The 21199-nt window shown below is 51.6% G+C and carries 22 protein-coding genes; 11 read left to right on the top strand and 11 right to left on the bottom strand.

Translation table 11 applies throughout. The features are described from left to right. The first annotated feature begins 157 nt into the window (after positions 1–157). From F0P93_RS10915 to F0P93_RS10895, 5 genes are all read left to right on the top strand, one after another. On the top strand, positions 158–1081 hold the full coding sequence (locus F0P93_RS10915) for a sugar phosphate isomerase/epimerase family protein (RefSeq protein WP_150876370.1): 924 nt from the start codon (positions 158–160) through the stop codon (positions 1079–1081). Positions 1082–1186: 105 nt separating this feature from the next. After that, positions 1187–1930 (top strand): 3-keto-disaccharide hydrolase, encoded by a 744-nt coding sequence (locus F0P93_RS10910; RefSeq protein WP_150876369.1) that lies wholly within the window; start codon positions 1187–1189, stop codon positions 1928–1930. Between the two features lie 194 nt (positions 1931–2124). Then, entirely contained in the window at positions 2125–3474 is a 1350-nt protein-coding gene (locus tag F0P93_RS10905; RefSeq protein ID WP_150876368.1) for a Gfo/Idh/MocA family protein, read from the top strand. 123 nt (positions 3475–3597) lie between these two features. Beyond that, positions 3598–4626, top strand: a complete 1029-nt coding sequence (locus tag F0P93_RS10900; protein WP_150876367.1) for a DUF6807 domain-containing protein — start codon at positions 3598–3600, stop codon at positions 4624–4626. Between the two features lie 219 nt (positions 4627–4845). Next, the gene (locus tag F0P93_RS10895; RefSeq protein WP_150876366.1) at positions 4846–5277 is read left to right on the top strand and encodes a hypothetical protein; all 432 of its coding nucleotides are present in this window, start codon (positions 4846–4848) and stop codon (positions 5275–5277) included. Between the two features lie 16 nt (positions 5278–5293). On the opposite strand, the gene F0P93_RS10890 is transcribed toward F0P93_RS10895, so the two are convergent. After that, positions 5294–5695, bottom strand: a complete 402-nt coding sequence (locus tag F0P93_RS10890; RefSeq protein ID WP_150876365.1) for a hypothetical protein — start codon at positions 5693–5695, stop codon at positions 5294–5296. Between the two features lie 185 nt (positions 5696–5880). Between F0P93_RS10890 and F0P93_RS10885 the strand changes: the two genes are divergently transcribed. Continuing rightward, complete coding sequence (locus F0P93_RS10885; protein ID WP_191908780.1) at positions 5881–6573, top strand: type 1 glutamine amidotransferase domain-containing protein; 693 nt, start codon at positions 5881–5883, stop codon at positions 6571–6573. A gap of 34 nt (positions 6574–6607) precedes the next feature. On the opposite strand, the gene F0P93_RS10880 is transcribed toward F0P93_RS10885, so the two are convergent. Next, entirely contained in the window at positions 6608–7378 is a 771-nt protein-coding gene (locus F0P93_RS10880) for a tyrosine-protein phosphatase (protein WP_150876364.1), read from the bottom strand. Positions 7379–7568: 190 nt separating this feature from the next. Beyond that, positions 7569–8114, bottom strand: coding sequence for a dTDP-4-dehydrorhamnose 3,5-epimerase (gene rfbC / locus F0P93_RS10875; RefSeq protein WP_150876363.1), 546 nt, complete (start codon positions 8112–8114; stop codon positions 7569–7571). Between the two features lie 140 nt (positions 8115–8254). Between rfbC and pyrF the strand changes: the two genes are divergently transcribed. Then, positions 8255–9067, top strand: a complete 813-nt coding sequence (gene pyrF / locus F0P93_RS10870; RefSeq protein WP_150876362.1) for an orotidine-5'-phosphate decarboxylase — start codon at positions 8255–8257, stop codon at positions 9065–9067. 210 nt (positions 9068–9277) lie between these two features. Continuing rightward, positions 9278–10561 carry a DUF2851 family protein gene (locus F0P93_RS10865; protein WP_150876361.1) on the top strand — a complete coding sequence of 428 codons (1284 nt, stop codon included), beginning with the start codon at positions 9278–9280 and terminating at the stop codon, positions 10559–10561. Positions 10562–10686: 125 nt separating this feature from the next. On the opposite strand, the gene F0P93_RS10860 is transcribed toward F0P93_RS10865, so the two are convergent. From F0P93_RS10860 to F0P93_RS10845, 4 genes are all read right to left on the bottom strand, one after another. After that, on the bottom strand, positions 10687–11508 hold the full coding sequence (locus tag F0P93_RS10860; protein WP_150876360.1) for a YciE/YciF ferroxidase family protein: 822 nt from the start codon (positions 11506–11508) through the stop codon (positions 10687–10689). 171 nt (positions 11509–11679) lie between these two features. Next, complete coding sequence (locus F0P93_RS10855; protein WP_114405262.1) at positions 11680–11883, bottom strand: hypothetical protein; 204 nt, start codon at positions 11881–11883, stop codon at positions 11680–11682. Positions 11884–11919: 36 nt separating this feature from the next. Continuing rightward, complete coding sequence (locus F0P93_RS10850) at positions 11920–13452, bottom strand: CCA tRNA nucleotidyltransferase (RefSeq protein ID WP_150876359.1); 1533 nt, start codon at positions 13450–13452, stop codon at positions 11920–11922. Between the two features lie 56 nt (positions 13453–13508). Next, positions 13509–14027: a Sua5/YciO/YrdC/YwlC family protein gene (locus F0P93_RS10845; protein WP_150876358.1), complete on the bottom strand. Its 519-nt coding sequence runs from the start codon at positions 14025–14027 to the stop codon at positions 13509–13511. A gap of 231 nt (positions 14028–14258) precedes the next feature. Here F0P93_RS10845 and F0P93_RS10840 point away from each other — a divergent pair, with 231 nt between their 5' ends. Further along, positions 14259–15701, top strand: coding sequence for a glycoside hydrolase family 140 protein (locus tag F0P93_RS10840; RefSeq protein WP_191908779.1), 1443 nt, complete (start codon positions 14259–14261; stop codon positions 15699–15701). Here the strand turns inward: F0P93_RS10840 and F0P93_RS10835 are convergent, their stop codons facing one another. The 3 genes from F0P93_RS10835 to F0P93_RS10825 all read right to left on the bottom strand — a co-directional run bounded on the left by F0P93_RS10835 (position 15702) and on the right by F0P93_RS10825 (position 17874). Further along, on the bottom strand, positions 15702–16838 hold the full coding sequence (locus F0P93_RS10835) for a radical SAM/SPASM domain-containing protein (protein WP_150876357.1): 1137 nt from the start codon (positions 16836–16838) through the stop codon (positions 15702–15704). It abuts the gene before it with no gap. A 93-nt stretch (positions 16839–16931) separates the two neighbouring features. Next, positions 16932–17360 (bottom strand): hypothetical protein, encoded by a 429-nt coding sequence (locus F0P93_RS10830; protein WP_150876356.1) that lies wholly within the window; start codon positions 17358–17360, stop codon positions 16932–16934. Between the two features lie 106 nt (positions 17361–17466). Next, entirely contained in the window at positions 17467–17874 is a 408-nt protein-coding gene (locus tag F0P93_RS10825; RefSeq protein WP_150876355.1) for a helix-turn-helix transcriptional regulator, read from the bottom strand. Between the two features lie 371 nt (positions 17875–18245). On the opposite strand from F0P93_RS10825, the gene F0P93_RS10820 reads away from it, so the two are divergent. Continuing rightward, complete coding sequence (locus tag F0P93_RS10820; protein ID WP_150876354.1) at positions 18246–18473, top strand: DUF2905 domain-containing protein; 228 nt, start codon at positions 18246–18248, stop codon at positions 18471–18473. Here the strand turns inward: F0P93_RS10820 and F0P93_RS10815 are convergent. Further along, on the bottom strand, positions 18439–20046 hold the full coding sequence (locus F0P93_RS10815; RefSeq protein WP_225309448.1) for a hypothetical protein: 1608 nt from the start codon (positions 20044–20046) through the stop codon (positions 18439–18441). The two genes, F0P93_RS10820 and F0P93_RS10815, sit on opposite strands and share 35 nt — an antisense overlap. Positions 20047–20220: 174 nt before the next feature. Here F0P93_RS10815 and F0P93_RS10810 point away from each other — a divergent pair, with 174 nt between their 5' ends. Then, entirely contained in the window at positions 20221–21135 is a 915-nt protein-coding gene (locus tag F0P93_RS10810; protein ID WP_150876353.1) for a hypothetical protein, read from the top strand. Positions 21136–21199 lie beyond the last annotated feature (64 nt).

The raw sequence follows: 21199 nt of genomic DNA, 5'->3' as shown, positions 1-21199 counted from the left end.
AAGAAAGACCAACAGGCCCTGAACCGGAATTCCGGTTCAGGGCCTGTTGTTTGCGGCCGTGCTGAGTAGATTTCAGGGTGAAATTCCTTCCTTCCTTTAGAATTCTTTCAACAAAAAAGCAACCGAATTCGAGAGTTGCCGACTATACTACCCTACTATGCAGGCTATTGTAAACAGACGCCAGTTTCTTACCACCGCCGGTTTATCGGCTCTCGTTCTGGCAGCCAGAACCAATCTGCTGGCCGATACCGCTAAAAAATCGGGACTGAAGATCGGGTATTCCGGAATTACCTGGGGTGGCAAAGACGAACAGGCCATCAAAGACCTTTCTTCCCTGGGCTATAAGGGAATTCAACTCCGGGCCAACACCTTTGCACCCTACAAGACCAAACCGTCGGAACTGAAGGCCCTGCTTGACCAGCACCAGTTAAAGCTGGCGATGTTTTCGAGCGGCAATGTGGAGGTCGACCCGGCGAAATTTGACAGCACCGTGGATATGCACGTGGCCCACGCCAGCTTTGTGAAAGCCCTGGGTGGTTCGGCATTCCAGATGACCAACAGCCTTCGGAAAAACGGACAGGCTCCGACTACCGAAGAACTCAAGAAACTCGCCAGGGTGATGAACGAAATTGGCAAACAAACCGCCGACCTGGGCGTTCAGGCCACGTATCACAACCACATGAAACAGTGGGGCGAAACACCCGAAGAAGTGGATGTTCTGGTGCAGGAAATGAACCCGAAGTATGTCAGGCTGCTGCTCGATATTGCCCACTACAAGCAGGGCGGGGGCGACCCGGCCAAAGCCGTTGTGCAATACAAGGACGTTCTGCACACGCTGCACCTGAAAGATACCAAAAGCCCGCTGCCCGATAAACCGGATGATCCGAAAGCGTATAAATTTGTCGAGTTAGGACAGGGCAATGTCGACGTTCCGGCGGTTTTTGCGGCCCTGGAGAAAATCAAGTTCAAAGGCTGGGGCGTGGTCGAACTGGACGGCGTTCCAGACCCGAACAAAACCCCCTTGCAGTGCGCCCAAATCAACAAAGATTACATTACCAAAACGTTAAACTTCCCACTTTAACCCTCTGCGTAACTCTGTTTTTCTCTGCTTAACTCTGCGAAATAACTTTTAAACTGTTTCGCGGAGATAAGCAGAGAAAAACAGAGTTACGCGGAGAAGAAACTTATGAAAGCATTACTGATAACGGCGGTTTTATGGGTAGGACTAATAGCTGCTGAAAAACCGCAGGCCCCCAACACGCTGACGGCCAAAGAGAAAAAAGAAGGCTGGCAACTGCTTTTCGACGGCAAAACCACCAAAGGCTGGCGGGGTGCATACAAGGACCAATTTCCGGAAAAAGGCTGGCTCGTTCAGGACGGTTTGCTGACGATCTCGAAAACCGACGGATCGGAATCGACGCACTACGGGGACATTGTGACAGAGGGTGAATACGGCGACTTCGACCTGATGTTCGAGTTCAAACTGACGGAAGGAGCCAACAGCGGCCTGAAGTATTTTGTGGTGGAAGAATCCCCCAAGCCGAAAGGATCAGCCTACGGACTGGAATTTCAGGTGCTGGATGATGACAAACACCCGGATGCCAAAATGGGTCGCGACGGCAACCGAACTGTCGGCTCGCTCTACGACCTGATTCCGGCCAAAGGCAAGAAAGCCAATCCGATTGGCGAATGGAACCAGGGGCGGGTGGTGTCGAAAGGCAGTCACGTTGAACACTGGTTGAATGGCAAGAAAGTTGTCGAATACGAACGGGGGAGTGAGGAATTTCGGAAGCTGGTTGCGCAGAGCAAATACAAAGCCCCTTCTTATAACGCCCACGGACGGTTTGGCGAAGCCCCTAAAGGCCACCTTCTGCTCCAGGATCACGGCGACCGTGTTTCGTTCCGGAATATGAAGATTAAAGCGCTGTAAATGCCCTTTCTTTCGTCATTCATCCTTCGATTTTTAATCGAAGTCAAGAATGTAAAATCGAACACTGAATAGCGAACATCGAATAGCGAAGAGAATCAACCAAAATTAGTAGACTTTCGACAAATAAGTCTTTCACTAATAGTCTTTTGTCAGTAACCAGACGTATTCTATTTATCATTTAAACGACCAGCCGCATGGAAAATCGTCGCGACTTTATAAAGAAATCTGCACTGGCAGGGCTCGGAATGAGCTTCTCTGCCGCCAGCTATGCCCGAATCCTGGGTTCCGCCGACCGCGTTCGGGTTGGCATTGTCGGGTTCTCAGACCGGTTCCGGGGTGCTTTGGCCCCCAGTTTTGCCAGCCATGCCAAAGAACTCAACTTCGAGTTTGTGGCGGTTTCTGACCTCTGGAGCCGTCGGCGTGACGAAGCGGAGGCTTATCTGAAGGGAAAAGGATTCATTGGCAATGACAATTTTGCCAAATGCCGTAACAACGACGAACTCTACGATCGGAAAGATGTGGATGCGGTCATCATCAGTACCGCTGACTTTCAACACGCTCTGCACTGTGCGGAGGCCGTAGATGCCGGACGCGATGTGTACGTCGAAAAACCGTTTGCCGAATCGCTGGAAGATGCCCGCAAGGCATTGAAAGCGGTGGAAAGAAGCAAGAAAATTGTACAGGTAGGCTCGCAACGCCGGAGTACGCCAAACTACTGGGCGGCCAATGAGTACATTAAATCCGGCAAATTCGGGGACATCACGATGGTCGAAATGACCTGGAATGTCAACCAGCCGGGACGGTGGCGCCGGGCAAAACTCGTTTCCGAAATCAAGAAAGAAGAAACTGACTGGAAGCGGTTTTTGATGAACCGCCCGATGGTGGAATGGGATCCGCGCAAGTATCTGGAATTCCGACTGTTCTATCCGTATTCTTCGGGTATCCCGGGTCAGTGGATGTCGCACCAAATCGATACCGTTCACTGGTTCAGTGGCTATGATCACCCGCGCAGCGTGGTTGCCAACGGGGGAATTTATGTCTGGAAAGACGGGCGTGTGAACCCCGATACATTCACGGCGGTTTTCGATTACGGCCCGGATAACGACAAAAGCAAAGGTTTTCAGGTGCTGTATAGCTCACGAATGAACAACGAAGCGGGCGGAACGAAAGAATTATACTACTCGAACGGCGGTATGATCAACCTGGACACGAACAAAATTAGCTCAGAAGGTGGTCTGGAAGCCAAGGCTGCGGCTGAAATGGGCATGAAACCCAATTTGCTGGCTGCACAGTCACTGGCCACAACCGGTGAAAAACAGGTGACTTCGGCCAACACCGGCGCTGACCCGATGACTTCGGCGCACATGCGGAACTGGATGGAGTGCGTTCGCAGCCGGAAAGAACCGAATGCACCGGCCAAAGTCGGCTATAATCACTCCGTGGCCAGCATCATGTCGACCATCGCCTACCAAACCGGCGAGCGGGTTACTTTCGATAACGCCAAGCAGGAAATCATGGCAAGTGGGAAAACCGTAAAAGTTTAATTGACTAGACCGGAATGCGGCCGGGTCGCCGATGTGATTAGACGGATTGAACAGATTAAAACTGTTCAATCCGTCTAATCACATCGACGACCCGGCCACGTTCCTATAAATAGCCACCTGAAAATGAAAAAACTAACCTTTGCTTTCTGCTTGTTGGCGCTCGGCGCAATGGCCCAGAAGCAAGCCGTTCAACTGACGAACAACGAAGCGCAGAAACGCGTGGATGTTACTATTGATGGTAAACCGTTTACCTCTTACATTTACCCGGGTCCGGACGTCTTGAAAAAACCGGTGTTGTATCCGATCCGGACGGCAGGCGGCAATTTCATCACGCGCGGCTGGCCGATGGATCCCCGGCCAGGTGAGCGCGTTGACCACCCGCACCACGTGGGCATGTGGCTCAATTACGGCGATGTAAATGGTCACGATTTCTGGAACAATTCCAACGATGTCAAAGGGCATGGTGGCCCGTTTGGTACCATTGTTCACACCGGTATTAAATCGCTGAAGAGTGGAAAAGACGTGGGCGAATTGGTCGTAACCGCCGACTGGCTCGATAAAGATGGTAAACCGATGTTGCAGGAAACGACAACGTTTGTTTTTCGCGGTACGCCAAAAGAACGCATCATCGACCGGACAACGACGCTGAAAGCCCTGGGCAAGGACGTGACGTTTAAAGACAACAAAGAAGGCATGGTGGCGATTCGGCTGGCCCGGCAACTGGAACACCCGTCGAACAAGCCGGAAGTGTTCACGGATGCGAGTGGTGTGGCGACGAAAGTATCGCAGATGGACAACACGGGGGTCACCGGAAAATACAAAAGCAGCGAAGGAGTAGAAGGCGAAAAAGTCTGGGGAACGCGCGCCAAGTGGATGAATCTGACGGGTGTGATCAACGGTGAAAACGTTTCTGTCGCCTTGCTGGATAACCCGAAAAACATCGGCTATCCGACCTACTGGCACTCCCGTGGGTACGGTTTATATGCGGCTAATCCATTGGCTCCCAGTGTGATGAGTGAAGGCAAAGACAAGCCGATGAACTATGTACTACCTGCGGGCAAGTCGGTAACCTTCCGGTATCAGGTATTAATCACAAGCGGCTCGGTTTCCGACGATGCACTGAGTCAGAAAGTAAATCAATTTGCGAATTAGTTAAATTTTTTAGTAATAAGGCATAGTAATTGCCAGCAGACTTTTGTTGTCACCAATGCGGGGTTTGTGCGATACTGCAAATCTGTCTATTTCGATGATCGGTTACTTTTAACCATCAAGTAAGTGCTAAAAGTCAATTCATGCCATCTGATCATTCAGATGGCTTTTTTTTTGATTCAGTGTCTGGTATTAACCCAAATCACATTAAAGACACTGATCATGGAACCATTGCAACAGCTCATTGACTCTTACATGAATACGTACCGGGCCATTATGTGGCGGATGAAAGACCGGTCTGTCGACAGCCGGGGACTGAGCGAAACCGTTCGGCTGACTGAAAATACCATCCGCTTACGGCGTCAAAAACCGGGTCTCTGGCGGGTCAGCGAAGTTCGGTTGCTGGCTGAGTACTTTGGTTTGCCCGATAACGCTTGTGTGCGCCTGGAGCAGGAATTAGCGCCCTTCATGAATCAGGCATTGCAGATGCCGCCCTCCAAACGCCGGCTTCTGGAGCAGGCTACGCAGTTGCATCTCCGGCGGATGTCGGCCAATAAACGGCTGGACTGGCCCGTCGAAGACATCGAAAAGCTGCGGAAAGGTCTGCAGCAGTTTGATGCCAACGGATGTGTTGGCTGGAAGGTGATAAGCTGAAATGGGCGACCGGTGTCTAATTCAGATAAACACCGGTCGGTGCCTTGTACGAAAACCGGTTTAATTTTGCCCCCATCCACGACCGAAAAACCGGGCTGTTGAAGCCCATTTTGCTCAGTTCATCGTCAATCTGCCGCAACAAAAAATTCAGTTGATGAACCATCAGCCACTGTCGTTTGATTTGCTGTTTGAGAGAAGCAGGAGAGCGGGTGGCTGATGTCTCCTCCATTAACCGCCGGACCGTGGCGCGTAAATGGTATTGAATGACGACTAACCGGCCTGCCAGAACGTGGTCGGCGGGGTGTTTTTCCAGAAAGGTAATACCGTCGGAGATGAGCTGGTTTCGGCGTTGAAGGTGTTGCGTTACAGTGATCCAGGCCTGATCTGCTTTGATCGACTCGTAGGATGCGGTTTTCATGATAATAGGTTTTTTACAAGTTTTCAGTACGGTTAGGTCAAAAATAGCAAAATAATCCAAATAATATAGTGGTCATGGAGAAGAAGTAAAGAATTTTAGTTGGCGGTAGTTTTGTGAAATACCGGGTCTTTCTTTTCGGCGATTTTGCGGATATTTGTGACCCAATCTACTTTCCGAAACCTTCTATGAATCCTTCCATCCGGGCACTCATCGTTTGCACTAACCACACGGATTACAAAACCAAGCCGGAGAAAACGGGCCTTTGGTTGAGTGAACTGACCCACTTTTATGATGAATTATCAGACAAAGAGATTCCATACGATATCGTGAGTCCGAAGGGGGGAAGAGTGCCAATTGATGCGCGGAGTTTGAAGCGGAAAGACAACACGAACGACAAATGGTATCCCAATCCGGTACTGAAAGCGAAGCTGGAGAATTCACTGAAACCGGAAGAAGTGAATGCCGGTCATTACCAGCTGATTTACTTTACCGGGGGGCACGGAACGCTCTGGGACTTTCCGGAGAACGAACCCCTTCAGCAGATCACCCGGCAGATCTACGAAGGTGGTGGAATGGTCGCGGCTGTGTGCCACGGTGTGAGCGGGCTGTTGAATGTGCGCCTGTCGGATGGTAGCCTGTTGATTCAGGGCCGGCAGATCACGGGTTTTGCCAACGTGGAAGAGCGGCTTCTGGGACTGACCCAGGAAGTACCCTTTTTGCTGGAAGACGAACTTCGGAAACGGAATGCGCTTTACCGGAAAAGTTTAATTCCCTTCTTGCCCTACATTGAAGTAGACGACCGGTTGGTAACGGGTCAAAATCCGATCTCGGCCCGAAAAGTCGGCAAGAAAGTGATGGAAGAAATGGTCGAAAAATAAGAAACCCGGCAGGAATGGTTCGATTTCTTTCCCGTTAAATCAGGGTGTTGTTCAACAAACCGCTCTCCAAAACCTTCTGGTAGTAAGGAAGTTTGCGGGCCTGTTTGATGGCGGGTAGCTGGGTTTCGTGGTAAATATCCGTTCCGACGAAGGACACGAGCCGTTGGTCAATCATCCATTCTGCCAGATTTCGGGCTTCCCGCGAGGGCTGACCCGAGAGGGAAAGCAGGTTCAATTGGAACTTAACGCCTTGATAATGAAGGTCCCGCATCGTTTCGGGATTTTTTTGCAGGTAAATGTATTGTTCTGGATGAGCCATAACCGGCACCAGGTTCCGGTGTTGAAGAGCCGTAATGACCTTGTCCAGTTCGTAGGGCCGTTTAACCAGGCTGGTATCGAAAAGCAGGTAGCGCTCGGTTGTGCTCTGGCCAAAGGTCAACAGCTCGGCTTTGGAATACAGAACGCGTAGCAGATTGATGTCGACAAAATACTCGGCAGCTACCTCCACCTCAATGTTAATCTTTAATTTTTGCAATTCGTACTTCAGAATCGACGCAGCCGCAAAAATGCTGTCGGTGGTATTTTGGTAGAAACCATCCATGATGTGGAGGGTTGCAACGACCTTCCGAAATCCCAGAGCGGAGAGTTCACGAAGCAGACTGATGCTGTGTTCGACCGAATCGGTTCCGTCCTGACTGCCCGGCAGCAGTTGGGCGTGGACATCGACACGAAGCTCGGAAGCCGAAGCCGACGCGTCGGGCTTAGCGGTTTTTGTACGGGCACGAGTCAGAAAACCGAATGGCATTGGGGTATGTAACTAGAAAGTTAGGAGATTCGGGTGTCGAATAAAAGTTTGGCACGGCATCCTTAATCTGCTTCATTAATGGACATGAATCGTGCCAAAACTAACAATATGGGTAGTGCTCGTTTATTAAACGGATACAAAAAAACCGCTCACCTGAGCGGTTTGGTTCGGATCGGTATGCGTCGGAAAATTAAGACACCGTTTGCGGAAATAATTCACGGAAACGCGCTAATTGCTGGTCTTTATCAGACACGTTCGGGTTTTCGATGCCCCAGTCGATGTTCAGATCAGGATCGTTCCAGATGATTCCCGACTCGCAGGATTTGTTATAGACGTTGGTGCATTTGTAACTAAAAATGCTGTCTTCCAGGGCTACAAAACCGTGGGCAAACCCCTCCGGAATGTAGGCCATATTGCTGGTTTCCGAATCCAGGATAAACGCTTCGTATTTTCCGAAGGTTGGCGAGCCTTCGCGCAGGTCTACGGCAATGTCCATTACTTTGCCGGTAATGACCCGGACCAGTTTGCCCTGCGCAAACGGGGCGTTCTGAAAATGCAACCCCCGCAAGACCCCTTTGGTTGAAAAGGATTGATTGTCCTGCACAAAATGAGCAGTAATCCCTAATTCGTGGAAAACCGGTTGGTTGTATGTCTCCAGAAAACTGCCACGGGAGTCTTTAAATGTCTTCGGGCGTAATTCGACCAACCCTTCAATCGACGTTTTGATGACCTGCATGAAATACTAATTGAGCATAAAGAACCGGTTTGTCCGGCATCAGCGGACAAATTTAGGAAACTCTATCTACTTCCAGTAATTTTGAGCCTCACCTTTTTTGCGAGTGCCCAACTAATTTAACTTTAGCAGACGATCAACCTATGACGGCTAATGAGTTGTATACGACTATTTTAACTAAAAAATCCTATTTGTGCGTGGGTTTGGACACCGACATTCGCCGGATACCGACGCATCTTCAACGCGAACCGGATCCGGTAGCAGCCTTTAACCGACAAATCATTGAAGCCACGGCGGAGTATGCCGTTGCCTACAAACCCAATATTGCTTTTTACGAAGCCCAGGGACCCCGCGGCTGGGAAAGCCTCCAGCGAACCCTCGAATACATTCCCAAAGACTGTTTTACCATTGCCGATGCCAAACGCGGGGACATTGGCAACACCTCCGGTTTATACGCCCGTACGTTTTTCGACCCGGCTTCGTCGGGGCTGGATTTTGATGCCGTTACGGTGGCCCCTTACATGGGCCGGGATTCCGTCGAACCGTTCCTTGAATTTGAAAATAAATGGGTAATTCTGCTGGCCCTGACGTCCAATGCCGGGAGTTCGGATTTCCAGCAATGGCCCGTTGGGGGCGAAAAGCTCTACGAAAACGTGATCCGGACGTCGCAAACCTGGGCCGGAGCCGACCGGATGATGTACGTGGTTGGGGCCACCCGTGCCGACGAACTGGCGCACATCCGGACGCTCATCCCCGATCATTTCCTGCTCGTTCCGGGCGTAGGTGCGCAGGGCGGTAGCCTGGCTGAGGTGTCGCGCTATGGCATGAACCAGCAGTGCGGTCTGTTGGTCAATGCCTCCCGCAGCATTCTGTACGCGTCCGGCGGCACCGATTTCGCGCAAAAAGCAGCTGATGAAGCCCGGGCGTTGCAGCAGGAAATGGCGGGGTACCTTTGAGTTAAGAGTGATGAGTTAAGAGTTAAGAGTGATGAGTTAAGAGTGAGGAATCAAGAGTGCTAAGTGGGTAATTCGGAAAGAATGTTGGTGATAAGTGTGACTTTTTGCCCTTTTCGACTTCCAATGCTAAACAGTCTTGCAATCCTGTACCTGTTTTTAACCGCTCGGGCGACCCCGTCTTAACTCTTAACTCATAATTCTTAACTCTTTATGTCCGAAGAGTTTATTTATTTTCTCTGGCAATTTCACTATTTCCGCACTACCGATCTGCGAACGGAGGAAGGGGAGAGCCTGCGGGTGATTCATCCGGGATACCGCAATCCGGATGCCGGGCCGGATTTTACGCACGCCCGCCTTTTTGTGGGGGAGGTCGAGTGGGTTGGAACGGTGGAAGCGCACGTTCGGGCCGCCGACTGGCTGCTCCATCGCCACCAGCACGACCGGGCCTACGACAACGTAATTCTGCACATCGTCTGGGAAAAAGAGTCTCTTGAATTGAAACGATCGGACGGTTCGGTTATTCCGACCTTGTGCCTGAGCGACTGGGCGGATCTGGCTTTGCTGCAACGGTATCAGACCCTGCTGGCTGAATCGGGACCCATACCGTGTGCTGCTCAGATAGCCCGCGTAGAACCTCTGCGCCGGACGGCCATGCTGGATAAAGCCTTGCTGCAACGTCTGGAACGAAAAGCCGCCGGGGTGATGGCCCTCTTTCAAAGCACCGATCTGGATTGGGAGGAGACGACGTACCAGCTCCTGGCCACAGCCTTTGGTTTTCAGGTAAATACCGTGCCCTTTGGGCAGTTGAGCCGTCAGGTGCCGCTGAAGACCTTGCAAAAACACCGCAATACACTTCTGCAACTGGAAGCGATGTTGTTTGGAACGGCCGGTTTGCTGAACAGCGAAAAACCGGATGCCTATGAAGCGGAATTGCAGAGGGAATACCGTTTTCTGGCAGCCAAATACCAGCTTACCGCCAAAAAACTACCGGCCTATGCCTGGAAATGGGCTAAACTTCGTCCGGCCAACTTTCCGACGCTCCGGCTGGCCCAGTTTGCCCAACTTCTGACCTTCCGGAATAGCCTGTTTTCAGTCTTTATCGAAACGGACGACAGCCGGATTTTGCTGCGGCATTTGCAGGTTACGCCATCCACGTATTGGCAGACTCATTACCGGTTTGGAAAAACATCTGATCTTGTACTGGCTGCAATGGGACAAAAAGCGGCTGAAAATCTGATCATTAATGCCATTGTTCCGTTGCTGATTGCCTATTCCCATCACAAGGATCAGCCGGAATACCGGGAGCGGGCCATCCGCTTGCTGGAACAACTCCCGGCGGAAGACAACCGCGTGACCCGGGTTTGGCAGGATTTAAACCTTACGGTTCGCACCGCATTCGATTCACAGGCCTCCATTGAGCTATACAAGAATTTTTGTCAGCTTAAAAAGTGCCTGTCGTGCCAGATTGGGGTGAGTTTGTTGCGGGGAAAGTAAGACCTGAAAAATTAACCGCAAACTGTAAAAGATTGAACGCCCACTGTAAAAGTGGTTTAAGAGCGCTTAGCCTCTTCACTTTTACAGTGGGCGTTCAATCTTTTACAGTTTGCGGTTACAAAACCTTAAAAACCGCTCGGGCCGCCGGTCAACGGATCGGTATCGCGCCGGTAGTTCGTGTTGCCTGAATTGGATCGGGTGTCATCATCTGATTTCCAGGTGCGGTTTTCCTGATCCCGCTGCCAGGTTGCCGCATCCGCATTCTCTTCGGTGCCGCTGCCGGTCACGCCGGAATAGCTGCTGCCACCTGCATACGTGCCGGTAGTCTGGCCGTAGTCGCCATCGCGAACCGTGTCCCGCATCCGGTCGCGAATGCCATCCCGGTCGGTGTCGTCGTCGTTGTCGGACTCCATTTTGGCGCGTTCATTGATGAACGATTCCGCAATTTCAGTCAGTTTCCGGTCTGTATTTTTTTCCTCCTCCAGACTTTCACCCAGGAGTTGAGCGGCATCGTGATACCCCAGCAACCGGGCCAGCGAATGAAGTGAGCCGTAAGCGGCAATTTCGTGGTGTTCAACTTTTTGACCGGCAATGATCAAACCGGCATCGCGGGTCAATGAACCGGAATCCGTGTCGGAAATAACCACGTCGCCGTCGTCGATCAGGCCGTCGATGGCATTGCAACTTTTCTCGTCGGCATCAACCCCCAGTTGCTGGAAGATTTGCTCGATCCGGCGGATTTGATTCTCTGTTTCAGCCAGGTGCTGGTGAAAACCGTCGCGTACTACATCGGTGGTAGCCGCTTCGGCCATGTTTGGCAGCGCATCAGCAATTTGTTTTTCGGCATAATAGATGCCTTTCAACTCGCTGATGAATAATTCACGCAGTGATGTGTCCGTGTCCCTCGTGCCAAAAAAATTCGCTAACTGTTCCGTGAAAGAAGCCATACAGGTAATTGATTAACAGGTTTAACATTGAGTTTCCATCCTATGCTCAAATGCTATACCAGTAATTAATCGCCTGAAAAATAGAAAGTTAATAGGTGAGTGCTGTGGATGAATTACCCCGTTTCGCGGATGGGGTTCCTCGTAGAACCGGAACAGCGGATCAATCAACTGCTACGAATTATTGATGAGACTAACGCCCGAACCCAAGAACACCAGACCGACAATGAAAGGCGCCAGGGATTCCCATTTCGTGATGCTCATGCCCAACACCGGTTTGGCATCCGACAGGAAAGCTACACAGGCAAACAAGACGACGATGATGCCCAGAATGGTCAGTGTGGCGCCGAAAAAGCGCCGGAAGTTGTTCTTATCCATAGTAGTTTGTGTGTTTGTGGTGGTTTCGTGTCGAATCTATTGCGGGCTTTCTGGTGAAGTGGAATCAGCGGTTGTGGAATGGTCTGCCCGCATTGATAACTCTTTGACGGGTTCCAGACCCATTTTCCGGCCCTCTTCGATCATAAAAGGAATCGCGGCTTCCAGCGTGTTGACGACGGTTCCCTCCAGAATAGCTTCCCGAATGGCCACTTTGATCAGTCCGACTTCTTTCGACGGTTTCAGACCAAAGGCTTCCATGATGAGTTCTCCCGTAATAACCGGCTGAAAATTACGCAGTTTATCCCGTTCGTCCAGCTCGCGGAGTTTGCGCTCCACCTTATCGAAATTAGCAAGGTGTTTCTTGACGCGGTCGTAGTTTTTCGACGTAATATCGGCCCGGCAGAGGTTCATCAGCGCTTCCAGGTCGTCGCCCGCTTCGATCAGCAGCCGCCGGAGTGCCGAGTCGGTAATCTGTTCTTTCACCAGGGCAATGGGCCGCAGGTGCAACCGAACGAGTTTTTTAACAAACCGCATTTTTTCGTTCAGCGGCAATTTCATCTGGCGAAAAATGCCCGGAACCTGTTTGGCTCCCAGATCCTCGTGGCCGTGGAACGTCCAGCCCACTTTCGGATCGAAGCGTTTGGTAGCCGGTTTGGCAATGTCGTGGAGCAAAGCCGCCCACCGCAGCCAGAGGTCGTCGGAGCGTTCGGCTACGTTGTCCAGCACTTGCAGCGTGTGGTAAAAATTGTCCTTGTGGCCCTTTCCTTCAATGGTTTCAACGCCTTTCAACGCCAGTAGTTCCGGAAAAATAAGATCCAGCAAACCGGCGTGATACAGCAGTTTAAAACCGTATGACGGCTTGGACGACAGAATAATCTTGTTCAGTTCGTCCGTAATCCGTTCCCGCGAAACAATCGCCAGCCGGTCTTTCATTTCAATAATCGCATCGAACGTGTCCGGCTCGATGTCGAAACCCAGTTGCGACGCAAACCGGATGGCCCGCATCATGCGCAGCGGGTCGTCGGAAAACGTAATTTTTGGTTCGAGCGGGGTGCGAATGGTTTTCCGGCGCAAATCGTCCAGACCGCCAAACGGGTCGAGCAACTGGCCGAAATCGCTCCCGTTCAGGCTAATGCCCATCGCGTTGATGGTAAAATCCCGGCGGTTCTGGTCGTCTTCGAGGGTGCCGTTTTCAACCAGCGGTTTTCGCGAATCGGAGCGGTAGGATTCTTTGCGGGCGCCCACAAACTCCACTTCCCAGCCCAGCGAACGACTGCCTGGAACGGTTTCGGTTGCCTCGGTATACGTAGTTTGATCGGGATGAGCCGGTAACATGGCCGTTCCGAAATTCTTAAACACAATCACGGGCACTTTCAACTCCCGGCCCACGGCTTCGGCCAGGTCGATGCCACTGCCAATGCACACAATGTCGATGTCTTTCGACGGACGTTTCAGAATCAGATCCCGTACAAAACCGCCGATGACATACGCACGAACGTCCAGCGCAGCCGCCTGACGGGCGATGACTTCAAAAATGGGATTGCTATGTAGGGTCTCCGTAAAGTTCATAGAACACAGGAATAACGAATCGTTCCGATCCTGGTCGGCAGTGGCGGTACGGCTCATTATTTTCGTAAAAAGGCTACTTCCCCTTTTGGACCTAACTCCATAATACGCGGCAATTGAATTTTGGCGGGCAGTTCGCCCCAGGAAACGGGCGGTTTTGCCAGACCGACCGGCCATTCGGCGTCTTCAAACGGCAGGGTCAACAGCCCCCGGCCAAACGCGCCGATGAGTTGTCGCACCGATTCGCTAAGGGTTTTCCGCAGCGGCACCTGCAACCGGAAGGCGTCGGGCAGGTTGATGCCGTTGTACATTAAAACCGTCAGGGGCATTTCGGCGAACTCGATCAGATCCCAGGCCACATCCGGCACAGGCCGGACATAGAGGTTGAGCTGACCACTGTCGGAAATGAGAATGGTGGGGAGGGGGGCCGGAACCAGGTCTTTCCGGACATCCAGCAGATGTTCGACGGCTTCCGCATGGCCGGGATCGCAGGCCAGTGAAACGCCGGTTTCGTCGGCCAGCCGGATGAGTCGTCCCTGCCGGAGTTCGGCAACAATATCGCGTGGCGTTGGTGTCATAGTTGTAACAAGCCGCAAAAGTACGGCAAGTTTTTGGAAAGGTGTTTGAATTATAAGCAAACCGTCTTAGATTTCATTCAAATGTCGGTTTTTACAGCCCCTTATTCCTGACCCATGAATTTAGCAGTCGTTTCGCTTACTGCCCCTAAATCCCCTGAAGGGGACTTTGACGCGAATTCCTTCGGATGCAAAAAGTCCCCTTCAGGGGGTTCAGGGGTTATCATACAAAGAATGAATCGTTCAAACTTTTCCGGTATCTGGACAAAACGAGCGATCGTTTTGGGGATAGTCTATTTGTTCCTGTCCGCTCTGGGCTACGCTCAGAAACCCGCTGCGGCCTCAAAGGAAACCGTTGCCTTGTCCAAACTCTACATCATTCCCGACAAACGGTACATCATGCGGGGGGATGGGAAACCGTTTTTCTGGCTGGGTGACACGGCCTGGGAATTGTTCCACCGGCTGACGAAGGAAGAAGCCGATCTGTATTTGAAAAACCGGGCGGCCAAAGGGTTTACCGTGATTCAGGCGGTGGTGCTGGCCGAACTCGACGGGCTGACGCAACCCAATCAGTACGGTCAATTGCCACTGGTGGGCAACGACCCCACCAAACCGAATGAAGCGTATTTCCAGCATGTCGACTGGGTGGTCAACCGGGCCACGGAGCTGGGGCTGGTCGTTGGGCTGCTGCCGACCTGGGGAGATAAATTCAATAAGAAGTGGGGAAAAGGCCCCGAAATTTTCAATACTGCCAATGCCCGGACGTATGGTGAGTTTATTGGCAAACGCTACCGGGGCAAACCGGTTATCTGGATTTTGGGCGGTGACCGCAATCCGGAGGGCGAGCAACGGCTGGCCATTGTCCGGGCGATGGCGGAAGGCATCAAGAAAGGCGACGGCGGCACCAAGCTCATGACCTATCACCCGCAGGGCGACAGCAACTCGTCAGGATTTTTTCATAGCGATAAATGGCTGAACATTAATCTGTTTCAGTCGGGACACAGTGCCAGGAACAAGAAGAATTACGTGATGCAACGGCAGAACTACGCGATGTTTCCACCCAAGCCGACGCTCGATGGTGAACCACGTTACGAAGACCATCCAATTGCGCACAAACCGGAGCAGGGCTATTTTGACGATTTCGACGTGCGGCAGGCGGCCTGGTGGGCGGTTTTGTCGGGCGGTTGCGGACATACCTACGGCAACCACAACATCTGGCAGTTTTTCGACAACGATCGAAATCCGCCGGTTTCGGCCGCCCGTACGCACTGGAAACGGGCGCTCGACCATGCCGGGGCGTTTCAGATGGGAATTTTACGCCGGTTGTACGAGTCGCATCCGTGGACGCGGCTGATGCCCGACGAGCGGCTGATTCAGAACACCAATCCCGACGATGGCAATCACCAGGTGGCGGCCATTTCGGAAGACGACAATTTCTTGTTTGCCTACACGCCCAACGGCAGTCCGCTGAAAATTGACCTCGCCCGGCTGACCGCTTCGCCGAATGTGCTGGCCTACTGGTATAATCCCCGCGATGGAAAGAGCCAGAAAATCGGGGTGTTTCCGAATACCGGCCCGCAGGAGTTCAAGGCCCCGATTGTCGGCCCAACCACGGACTGGGTGCTTGTGCTGGACGATGCGAAAGCGCCGTTTGCGGGTTTTGGCCTGAAGAAATAGCTAAACCGTATGGCCAAAAACCGCCATTTTTTCTGCGCCGATGTCCTGTCCCAACGCCCGGATGATGTGGGAGATCAGCCGGTTTTGACCGCAACACTCGCCGGTAAAATCCGTACGGTATTTTTTAGCGATGTAGCGGTCGTGCGGGCAGCCGCCGTTGCAGATTCCGTAGTGTTGACAGGCCGATAGTCGCTGGAGGTTGTCCCGTTCCTGTCGGCGCAACGCCCGCATTTGGGGCGATTTAAACAGCGAATCGAAATCCGATTCCAGAATGTTGCCGAGGTTATACATCGGATCACCGACGTATTTGTCGCAGTGGTAAACGTCGCCTTCGGGCTCGATGTGGTAATAACCGCCGAGGCAATTCCCGGCCAGCGTGCAGACCTGTGGATTGCCCCGCATCACCGAACGCACAATGCCGTCGATCTCGCGCACCCGAATGTCGGGGTTGTCGAGGGCATACCAATGGTCGAAAATCCGGATCATAAACTCTTCGTAGTCTTCGAGCGACAGGTAATCAGTCGTCGCGCGTTCGCCGGAGTTCTGGCCGATGAGGTTGTCGGGAACGGCGGGCAGGAACGAGAAGTTGTCGACTTTCAGATCCCGGGTGATGAAATCAAAAATTTCGGGAGCCGGTAAACGCTTGGTGTTTTCGTTCAAAACCAGCAGAACGCCGTGGCCGATCCCGTATTCTTTGAGCAGGTCGATGCTTTTGATCACCTGCTGAAAACTCCCTTTTCCCGATGCAAAAGACCGGTTTCGGTTGTGGATTTCTTCGGGGCCATCCACGCTGACGCCCACCTGAAAGTGGTTTTTCCTGAAAAAGTCACACCATTCCTCCGTGAGCAGCGTACCGTTGATCTGGACGCTGTTGAGGACGTATTGCCCTTCCTGAATAAAAGCCTGCTGCAGGCTGAGCGCCCGGCGAAAGAAATCGATCCCCAGCAGGAGCGGTTCGCCCCCGTGCCAGATAAAATTAATGACCTTGTAGCGTTGGGCACGAAACGCTTTCGCGACGATGTTGGCCAGAATTTCGAAGGAAATAACCGTTCCGCGCGACCGCCAGTCGTGGCAGTAAGAGCAGCGCAGGTTGCACTTCCGGGTCGATTTGATGATCAGGCTGAGGGAATTGTCCATGATAGAGGTTGTTGTAGGACGGTTCGGAAAGGGAGTGAAAAACCGAAGAACCCCTTTTGGTCGGGATTCTTCGGCGGGGGATGGCAAGCGGTTTCAGGACATGCCTTTGAGCCGGTCTACGAGTTTGATCTCTTCGTCCGAAAAGCCGATGGAATCAGCAAAATCCTTGAACGAATTCAGCGGACTGGTTTCAAACCGGGGAATGTCGACGATGATCCGGAACCAGAAACGAACCCAGATCCGGAACCAGATGCGGAGGTTGAGGTTCTGCACCAGCGCATCCTGGAGGGCCAAACCGGTTTCATCGGTTTTGATCTGGTTCCGTAATTCGAGGGGAACCATCTCGCCTTTCCGAATCGGAATCTCGGCGTCGGGGGTCGATATTTCGAGCCCTTTCCGTTCTTCATACATCGCCTTCGCTACTTCCTGAATCAGCCTTTTCCCGATTTCCTGCTGACTTTTCGGGTCTTTGGCCAGTTTTTCCAACGCGTCGATCTGTTCTTTCAGCGGTCTCTTTTCCATGGTGTTTAGCTTTAGTTTTACATCGATATAAATACCTGACCAATAGTGTTTTATTGGCCGATGTAAAGTTTGTTAATCCCGAAGAATTTCGCTTTTACGGATGTTCCTAACCTTTCAACGCATGTTCCAAAAACTTGAACGGATGTTCCGAAAGCGGTTTGAGTTCATGGGTCTCCTGGTACCGCCGGGGGCAAACGCCGAATACCTCCGTAAACCGTTTGGTGAAGTAGCTCAGGCTGTTGAAGCCAACCGAGAAGGCAATCTCGGAAATGGTCAGATCCGTTTGATCGAGGAGCAGATCGCGCGCTTTCGTCAGCCGGACGTACCGGATAAAGGCCGTGGCCGACATCCCGGTTTTGGCAGTGAGCCGACGGTAGAGGTTGGTGCGGCTCATCGCAGCCGATTCAAGGAGGTCCGTCACGCTTAAATCGGGATTGTCGATGTTTTGCTCGATCTGACCCCACAACTTCAACACGGTATGGTCTCGGACAGCAACGGATTGAAACGGATTCATGGCTTTCTGGATGAACGGTGTGAATGTAGATACATCGGGCGATGGCCAACCCGGTCTATCCTTGATGTTCTAGCCAGTCTACTTTGGGAAGTGCAATTGTTGGAGCAAATAAATACAATAATTTCCTGGAAAGAGATCGGGTTTTAGTATCCGGTTTGGCGAAAACCGCTAAACTTGCCGGTTTTCGAAACCATTGGCATTCCTTATTTTGAGTTACCGGTAATCTATTCCAAAGTCTGGTAATTGAGCGTCCAGAGTATGCCGGACGAGTGAAAAAAAGTTTAGCGAGGGAGGAAATTGTCTTTCTGAGGAACGTAGTCTATACTTGCAGGAAACGATTCATTCACGGGTTAGCGACCGTATGTACTGGTATGAACGCAGGAATTGGCAAGTATCTGATCGGAATTGGGGTTGTGGTGGTCCTGATCGGGCTGATCGTTTATTTTTTTGGCGATAAACTGGGCTGGCTCGGTCGGTTGCCGGGCGACATTCGCATCGAAGGTAAAAACGGCGGTTTTTATTTCCCGATTGTCACCTGCATCGTCGTCAGCGTTCTGCTGAACCTCATTTTTGTTTTGATCCGGAAGTTTTTCGGGTAGCGTTGGTATCGTCCGGGCTGGCCGAGCGGCTCGACGGGCGGGTGTCCGGATCGTCGGGAATGCGGGTTACTTTATTGATATAGAACACTTCACGCGGAGGAGCCAGGGAGCGTTCAGTCGAAATTTTCTGAAATCCACAGGCCAGAAAATGGCCGTCATACCAGGCTTCCAGTTGTTCGTTTTCGGAATAGACCACTTTCTCGTTTTCCCGTAATTTTTTCAGCGAATACTTCTCCTGCTCCCGCACCACCTTGCCGCCCTGAATCACCTCGGCGTGGATTTCGCCGTCGTGTGGATAGGCCAGAATGGTCGTGTTGCCCTGTCGGGAAACCTGCACCATCTGATTCAAATCATAGCTGCTCAGATCGGGAATGGGCAGGGAGTTGTCCCACAGCAGCTTGCCTTTTTTGTCGAAACCGCACAGAAACGCGTGTGTATACCGATAGCCCTCCTGGTAGCGATCAAAGGAACGCCCGGCGCCCAGATACGGATAGGAACTGCCCCGGTATTGGGGGTAATACACTTCCGCAATCAGCATCAGACCTTCGTCGGTCGGCACCAGATCGTGGACCAGCAGCCGATACCGGAACTTGGTGTCTTTGCCTTGGTCTTTCCGACGCGCCAGCCGCTCGATCATCTTCTGCTGGCGTTTGGGTTTCATGTAGTTGAAGAAATTCTGAAGCTCCGAAAAGTCGATATACCGCGTGTCTTCGGTCGGGGTAATCACCGTGCTTTCACCCAAAGGCGACGCGGCATTGCGGATTCGGGTGATGTAAACCCCCTGCGAATAGGGCGTGCAGTCGTTGGAATAGTTGCCGACGAGCAGCGATTCCTCGTCGTTGAGGGGAAGCAGTTTGCCCGAAATCAGACTGTGTTTGTTGCCGTCCAGGTTCACCGTCCGGATCAGTTTGCCTTCATACGAATACGTCCGAACCGTAAACTCGCAGTTCCGCTGGTGCGTGGCATCGGTCATGACGTGCACCAGCCGCCGTTGCTCATCGACTTCGATGTTGTTGAGCTGAATGTGGTTGGAATACAAACCGGGTAACACTTTGGAAGTCAGATCGAAAAACGAGAACGACACCACCACCGGCCGGGAGCGGTAATAGCCGCCGAGGTAGGCGATGTTGTCCAGGACCTTGAAATGAAAAATATCCATGGGTGTCACCAGATCACCCCGGTAGGTTTCCATCGCTCCGTCGGTGAGGTTGATCCGCAGGATGGCAATTTTCTCGTTGGCGGTTTCTTTCAGCAGCCAGTAGAGGTAATGTTCCGTGCGGGCCGACCGAACCGGTTCGTAGAACGCATCAATTTTATACTCCGTTGACCAGAGCAGTTTGAGGTCGGTATCGTAGCGTTTGAAGGAAAACTTGGTGGGGGCCGATGAATAGTAATCGCCATGCCGGACGTTCACCAGAACGCCCTGATCCCCGAGCGTCGTCACGTCGAAAAACTCTTCCGAATTCTGACTAACGGGCAATTCCAGGCGGATGGAAGGCTCAAATTGGGCCATCGCGGGAATACATGCCACCAGCATCCAGCACCAAAGCCCTCTCGTGAGACGATTGATCATCAGCATTTTGATTAAGTACTGATTAAAGGTACGTATTCCGCCCCTTTTGTCAAATCAAACAGCGGGTTTTTGCGTGAATGGAAATTCTCAATTCTGTACTATTAAATAGGCAGAAAGTGACTTACGGCACACCCGTCCGTCAAATCTGGGACACTTCTCTTCAACTCCTCAGTTATGGTTTCGGCGAAAAAAAAGCTGTTCGATCAACTCCTGGCCATCCGGCGGTTGTTTCCGGAAGCCTTGCATGAATTGGAAGTACGGCTTGTTTTCCAGCGCTTGCCGGAAGGTACGAATGGAATGGTTTTAAGACTAACACCTATGAAATTAGTAGCGTATTTAGGTTTTAGCCTCTTTATGGTCGCTGGAGCTACAGCGCAAACCAACGTTTATCTGAAGCCAACTGTTGGTTTGCAAACGCTATTTTCAGATTTCACTCAACGTCCAAGTTATGGGCACCTTCGGAAATCTTTTGGGAATTACGATTTTTGGAGTTTGTTAGTCCAATGTGATATTAACTCTAAGTTGAGAATTTCAACCGGAGTTAGTGAGAGTGATATTGGTTGGGGGTATAAAGTTAAAGCCCCCACAACACGAGCAGCACAGAGAACAGCAGCTCCAATCATTCAATTTCCACTAAAAGCCGATTTTTTGTTAAAAGAAAATGTCAGATTAGGACGACTTGATAAGGCTAATTATCGGTATGCCATGATTTTCGATTTGTATGCGACCACTAGTTTAACCTATGACTGGTTTCGTTTTAATAATTATGGGGCGGGTATTCTTTCAATAAAAGTTTTAGACCCCAAATTAGATCCAATCGAAATCGACGAAAAACTCCCCAACGTCCTCCACCGGCACGGGGCATCGATTCAGGCCGGGATCGGTTTTCAGTTCAAAAGCCACGACAAAGACCGGCTCGATATTCAGTTCGTTTATTCGCAGGGCCTGAGAAAATTGGTAACCGCCGACGTGGATTATACCATCAACCAAACCGCGTATTTCCTGCGAATGGCAGCTAGAGGCTCCGCGTTTCGGATCACGGCTTCCTATCCAATCCGGCTCAGCAAACGGAAGAACCGGGACGTATGAGCGGTTTTTAATGCAGTTCCTTTCCCTCAACACGGATGGAAACTAATTTTTGGCGTAGTTTTGT

This window comes from Larkinella humicola (genome assembly GCF_008727875.1).
In the GTDB taxonomy this organism is placed as follows: Bacteria; Bacteroidota; Bacteroidia; order Cytophagales; family Spirosomataceae; genus Larkinella; species Larkinella humicola.
The sequence above is the reverse complement of the archived record's forward strand: the minus strand, read 5'-3'. Positions and strand labels throughout refer to the sequence as shown.

Excerpts from the sequence above, each read along its gene's own strand:
- F0P93_RS10915 (WP_150876370.1), top strand. The coding sequence starts at position 158 with ATGCAGGCTATTGTAAACAGACGCCAGTTTCTTACCACCGCCGGTTTA.
- F0P93_RS10910 (WP_150876369.1), top strand. The coding sequence starts at position 1,187 with ATGAAAGCATTACTGATAACGGCGGTTTTATGGGTAGGACTAATAGCT.
- F0P93_RS10905 (WP_150876368.1), top strand. The coding sequence starts at position 2,125 with ATGGAAAATCGTCGCGACTTTATAAAGAAATCTGCACTGGCAGGGCTC.
- F0P93_RS10900 (WP_150876367.1), top strand. The coding sequence starts at position 3,598 with ATGAAAAAACTAACCTTTGCTTTCTGCTTGTTGGCGCTCGGCGCAATG.
- F0P93_RS10895 (WP_150876366.1), top strand. The coding sequence starts at position 4,846 with ATGGAACCATTGCAACAGCTCATTGACTCTTACATGAATACGTACCGG.
- F0P93_RS10890 (WP_150876365.1), bottom strand. The coding sequence starts at position 5,695 with ATGAAAACCGCATCCTACGAGTCGATCAAAGCAGATCAGGCCTGGATC.
- F0P93_RS10885 (WP_191908780.1), top strand. The coding sequence starts at position 5,881 with ATGAATCCTTCCATCCGGGCACTCATCGTTTGCACTAACCACACGGAT.
- F0P93_RS10880 (WP_150876364.1), bottom strand. The coding sequence starts at position 7,378 with ATGCCATTCGGTTTTCTGACTCGTGCCCGTACAAAAACCGCTAAGCCC.
- rfbC (WP_150876363.1), bottom strand. The coding sequence starts at position 8,114 with ATGCAGGTCATCAAAACGTCGATTGAAGGGTTGGTCGAATTACGCCCG.
- pyrF (WP_150876362.1), top strand. The coding sequence starts at position 8,255 with ATGACGGCTAATGAGTTGTATACGACTATTTTAACTAAAAAATCCTAT.
- F0P93_RS10865 (WP_150876361.1), top strand. The coding sequence starts at position 9,278 with ATGTCCGAAGAGTTTATTTATTTTCTCTGGCAATTTCACTATTTCCGC.
- F0P93_RS10860 (WP_150876360.1), bottom strand. The coding sequence starts at position 11,508 with ATGGCTTCTTTCACGGAACAGTTAGCGAATTTTTTTGGCACGAGGGAC.
- F0P93_RS10855 (WP_114405262.1), bottom strand. The coding sequence starts at position 11,883 with ATGGATAAGAACAACTTCCGGCGCTTTTTCGGCGCCACACTGACCATT.
- F0P93_RS10850 (WP_150876359.1), bottom strand. The coding sequence starts at position 13,452 with ATGAACTTTACGGAGACCCTACATAGCAATCCCATTTTTGAAGTCATC.
- F0P93_RS10845 (WP_150876358.1), bottom strand. The coding sequence starts at position 14,027 with ATGACACCAACGCCACGCGATATTGTTGCCGAACTCCGGCAGGGACGA.
- F0P93_RS10840 (WP_191908779.1), top strand. The coding sequence starts at position 14,259 with ATGAATCGTTCAAACTTTTCCGGTATCTGGACAAAACGAGCGATCGTT.
- F0P93_RS10835 (WP_150876357.1), bottom strand. The coding sequence starts at position 16,838 with ATGGACAATTCCCTCAGCCTGATCATCAAATCGACCCGGAAGTGCAAC.
- F0P93_RS10830 (WP_150876356.1), bottom strand. The coding sequence starts at position 17,360 with ATGGAAAAGAGACCGCTGAAAGAACAGATCGACGCGTTGGAAAAACTG.
- F0P93_RS10825 (WP_150876355.1), bottom strand. The coding sequence starts at position 17,874 with ATGAATCCGTTTCAATCCGTTGCTGTCCGAGACCATACCGTGTTGAAG.
- F0P93_RS10820 (WP_150876354.1), top strand. The coding sequence starts at position 18,246 with ATGAACGCAGGAATTGGCAAGTATCTGATCGGAATTGGGGTTGTGGTG.
- F0P93_RS10815 (WP_225309448.1), bottom strand. The coding sequence starts at position 20,046 with ATGATCAATCGTCTCACGAGAGGGCTTTGGTGCTGGATGCTGGTGGCA.
- F0P93_RS10810 (WP_150876353.1), top strand. The coding sequence starts at position 20,221 with ATGGTTTCGGCGAAAAAAAAGCTGTTCGATCAACTCCTGGCCATCCGG.